The sequence below is a fragment of the Acetobacter sp. AN02 genome (assembly GCF_029759835.1).
GTDB lineage: Bacteria > Pseudomonadota > Alphaproteobacteria > Acetobacterales > Acetobacteraceae > Acetobacter.
Genome location: NZ_JAJJND010000151.1, coordinates 1 through 3285, shown reverse-complemented (window position 1 = coordinate 3285; position 3285 = coordinate 1). Strand labels below are relative to the sequence as shown.

At 60.3% G+C, this 3285-nt stretch carries 3 protein-coding genes and 2 pseudogenes; 4 read left to right on the top strand and 1 reads right to left on the bottom strand.

Going from position 1 to position 3285, the window contains the following annotated elements; all coding sequences use genetic code 11:
- From LOC54_RS11830 to LOC54_RS11815, 4 genes and pseudogenes are all read left to right on the top strand, one after another.
- A pseudogene (locus LOC54_RS11830) lies at positions 1-136 on the top strand (IS5/IS1182 family transposase); the annotation flags it as partial.
- A 63-nt stretch (positions 137-199) separates the two neighbouring features.
- Positions 200-364: a hypothetical protein gene (locus LOC54_RS11825; protein WP_279313992.1), complete on the top strand. Its 165-nt coding sequence runs from the start codon at positions 200-202 to the stop codon at positions 362-364.
- A 287-nt stretch (positions 365-651) separates the two neighbouring features.
- Positions 652-2208, top strand: coding sequence for a vitamin B12-dependent ribonucleotide reductase (locus LOC54_RS11820; protein WP_279313991.1), 1557 nt, complete (start codon positions 652-654; stop codon positions 2206-2208).
- A gap of 207 nt (positions 2209-2415) precedes the next feature.
- The gene (locus tag LOC54_RS11815) at positions 2416-2679 is read left to right on the top strand and encodes a hypothetical protein (RefSeq protein ID WP_279313990.1); all 264 of its coding nucleotides are present in this window, start codon (positions 2416-2418) and stop codon (positions 2677-2679) included.
- A 142-nt stretch (positions 2680-2821) separates the two neighbouring features.
- On the opposite strand, the pseudogene LOC54_RS11810 reads toward LOC54_RS11815, so the two are convergent.
- Positions 2822-3184 (bottom strand): annotated as a pseudogene (locus tag LOC54_RS11810) (IS5 family transposase); the annotation flags it as partial.
- Positions 3185-3285: the final 101 nt, after the last annotated feature.

Below are 3285 nucleotides of genomic sequence, written 5' to 3'. Positions count from 1 at the left end.
CGAGCGGATGTTCAACAGGCTGAAGCAGTTCCGACGTATCGCCACACGCTATGACAAGACAAGAATATCGTTTCTCGTCTTTCTTAACCTCGCAGCCGTAAAATTGTGGCTACCGTCTTTTGTCAACAGAACCTAAAACCACTGACCTGACCCGCTGTCAGATACAGCCAGACCGGACGACCCAGACCAGACGGCGCTGATGAATAACTACGCGTCACAGGACAAGAGCACGCTGACCAGCATACTCGACATCACCACCATGACTGCCGCCATGACAAAATACCACGTCCCGGGCAGCCAGGCCGCCGATCTGGGCTCCACCATCTCTCCGGAGACCTTCTCCTCAACCCGCGGCGTCACGTAGCACGGACCGGTCTTTCCTGCCGGAGACTACACGATCGGCCAGTTCATCGCCGCCGATAACGCACGCACCGCCGTCGCGTCCTGATCCTCGGCCCTGACGATCCGGATGGGGCAAAACGCCTCATCCGGATTCTTTCATTTCCGGGGCAGAACAGAGACTGCTGTCTTTCCGGATGTCTCTGAACACAGGGCCGGAAAGAAGTTATCCCCCATATCCTCGTTTTCCCCGGAATGAATATCGTCCCCGCGCCTGTCACAGCCCGGCCGGAGAGGCTAGGATCAGGCATCATGAACGCGACGACACGCTACTGGACCGGGGTGCAGATGCACACCCTGCAGGCCTCCTCCGATCCGGACGAACCGCTCCGGGACGTCACCCTGCCGGAAGGCTGGGATGATGACGCCGCCGCTGCTTTGGTGCAGCTCAGCTCCGGAACCGGACGCGACAGCGCCGATCCTGTCTCTTTCGCAGATCTGAGCACGGCCTGGATCAGTCGCCTCGTTCATTCTGTGGCAGATCCCGAAAGCAACGGACGCTCCCTGGCATGGATGCTCCTGCTCCGTCAGGCTGCCCCGGTCGCATCGGTCTGGACCGGTGAATACGACCGCCGGCCCGGCTTTATCGTCAATCTCGGCGCCTTCGTCGTTCCCGGAGAAGGGTTCGCCGGAGAAACCTTCGTGGCCGCATTGCGTCTGATCTGCACCCTGCTGCGCAGACACGCCGGGAGCAGCGCAGAGGAGCGCAACGGAGAGCTCGACCTCCTTCTTGCCCCGCTCCCGCAAAAAGCACCTGCGGAACCTGAACTTCCCGTCACAGGCCCCATCGTCGCCGGTGATATCCTTCTGACCAATCTCGATGTCTGCCTGGCAGGTCTCGGCTTCGATTACGACAGCGAGACAGGCCGGGATGCCGCCTGCGCGCTCGTCTCGCTCGCAACTCTCGTTGCCCGCGAGGGAACGGGCTGCGACACCCTGCCGCTGCCCCCCGTGCGGAATGTCATTCCGGGCCTCGCACCCGTCGCCAGAGAGGCCTGGAGCCGGGCCGCGACCGAAACCGACAAACCGGAAGCCCGCATTGAAACCGGCTTCTCCGTGCCTGGGCCGGTCGATGCCCTGCTCGGAAGCGAAGCCTGCGGTCTCGCCCCGGTCTACTCCCCCCTGCGCCCGGATGGCCGCCTGGCCGCCAGCACACTCGCGCGCCTCGCCGCACGGCAGATCACGCTTGAGGCCGCCTTCGCCGCACAGCTTGCCGGGGATCGCGTCCTGAACCTGCCCGGACCCGACGCGCATCCGGCCATGTACCGCGCCCTTACGGGCTTTGCAGATCGCCTGCCCGCACGGCCGGATGCCGGAGCCCCCCTCCCCGCAGCTCTCATGCCGCGCGGCGTTGCACGTACCCTGCCCGCACGCCACGGCGGCATCATGCAGAAGGCCAGCATCGGCGGACATCGTCTCTTCCTCCGCACAGGAGAATATGAAGACGGAACGCCGGGCGAAATCGCCATCACACCAGGTCGCGAGAGCCCCATGGTCAAGGGGCTCATGGAATGCTTCAGTGAAGCCGTCAGCATCGGCCTGCAATACGGGGCGCCGCTGGAGGACTATGTCCGCCGCTTCGCCTATTCCTGCTTCGGTCCTTCCGGAACGGTCGAAGGTGATCCTGTGGCAGGCTATGCAACCTCGCTGCTGGATTATGCCTTCCGCGCCCTGTCCGATATCTATCTCGGACAGAGGCTCCCCGATGCCCCGCGCGAGAACGTCCCGGCCGATGCCGATCCGCTTCTGCCCATGGAACTCCCCAGAGGCACTCCCTCCCACCGGAGAGGACTGCGTCTGGTCAGCTGAAATATGCTTCCCTCACAGGAGATTTTCCGGATTACGGCAGGTTTATGACAACATGCCGATATTACCTTCAACTTAAAAAAATTTCATCAGAGACGCCCCTGACCGTCCGTGCTATCGACAGCGGAAGAGGTTGCCCGGGCCCCCTCATCCGAAGATGTCGTGACCGGTCCGGAATGCATATCTCTTCAGTCAGTCCGGAGATTTTTCATGAACAGAACCAGACTTCTCGCTGCCTTCACCGCTTTCGCCATCGCCGGCATCTCAGCTCCGGCTTTCGCAGCCGACCCGGAAGCCGCACCCGCAACGGCAACAGCTCCGGCAGAAGCCGCGCAGGCCCAGCCGCCCGCAGCCGAGACCCCCGCCCCCGCCGCGTCTGATGACTCTTCTTCCAAAGAAAGCAAGAAGAAGCACCACCACGGCAAAAGACATCATCACGGCAAGAAGAAAGCGTCTTCTGACTCTGCAGAGTAATCTCATACTCGCAGACAGCAAAAAGCCGGCATCCATGTGCCGGCTTTTTTCGTATCCCGCTCTTCTGAACATTCTGCCTTCAGAGTCTGCTGATGACACAATAATAATCCAGAGAGTACGAAAGCCCTCTTACGGCGTGTCGTCAGTTAAGGAGGATGATGACTGAGGCAAACTGCACGGCTGCGAGGAACGTTGATTTCAGTTTATCGTAGCGTGTTGCGATGGCACGGAACTGCTTGAGTTTATTGAAGAACCTCTCGACAAGATTACGCTCCCTGTAAAGAGCGAAGTCTGTTTTCCGCTACATCGTTCTATTACGTTTTGGCGGAATGACCGGGGTAACGCCGCGCTCTGTCAATCGGTCGATCAACCTGTCTGCGTCATACGCCCTGTCAGCAAGGAAGGCATCCGGATCGATGTTTTCCAGCATCGGTTCCGTCCGGTTGATATCCGCATCCTGACCCGGTGTGATGTCGATCTCAGAGGTGGCCCCCATTTTTCGGACAGGTGTCTAAGCTATAATCCGACCTACGGCGTGTCGTCAGTTAAGGGCTGATTGCGGCACGTGAGGGTTGTACTTTGTGGCTGTGTGTGCTGACTGTTTTC

What these genes read in the sequence shown, in the direction of transcription:
- LOC54_RS11820 (WP_279313991.1), top strand. Translation starts at nt 652, where the DNA reads ATGAACGCGACGACACGCTACTGGACCGGGGTGCAGATGCACACCCTG.
- LOC54_RS11815 (WP_279313990.1), top strand. Translation starts at nt 2,416, where the DNA reads ATGAACAGAACCAGACTTCTCGCTGCCTTCACCGCTTTCGCCATCGCC.
- LOC54_RS11825 (WP_279313992.1), top strand. Translation starts at nt 200, where the DNA reads ATGAATAACTACGCGTCACAGGACAAGAGCACGCTGACCAGCATACTC.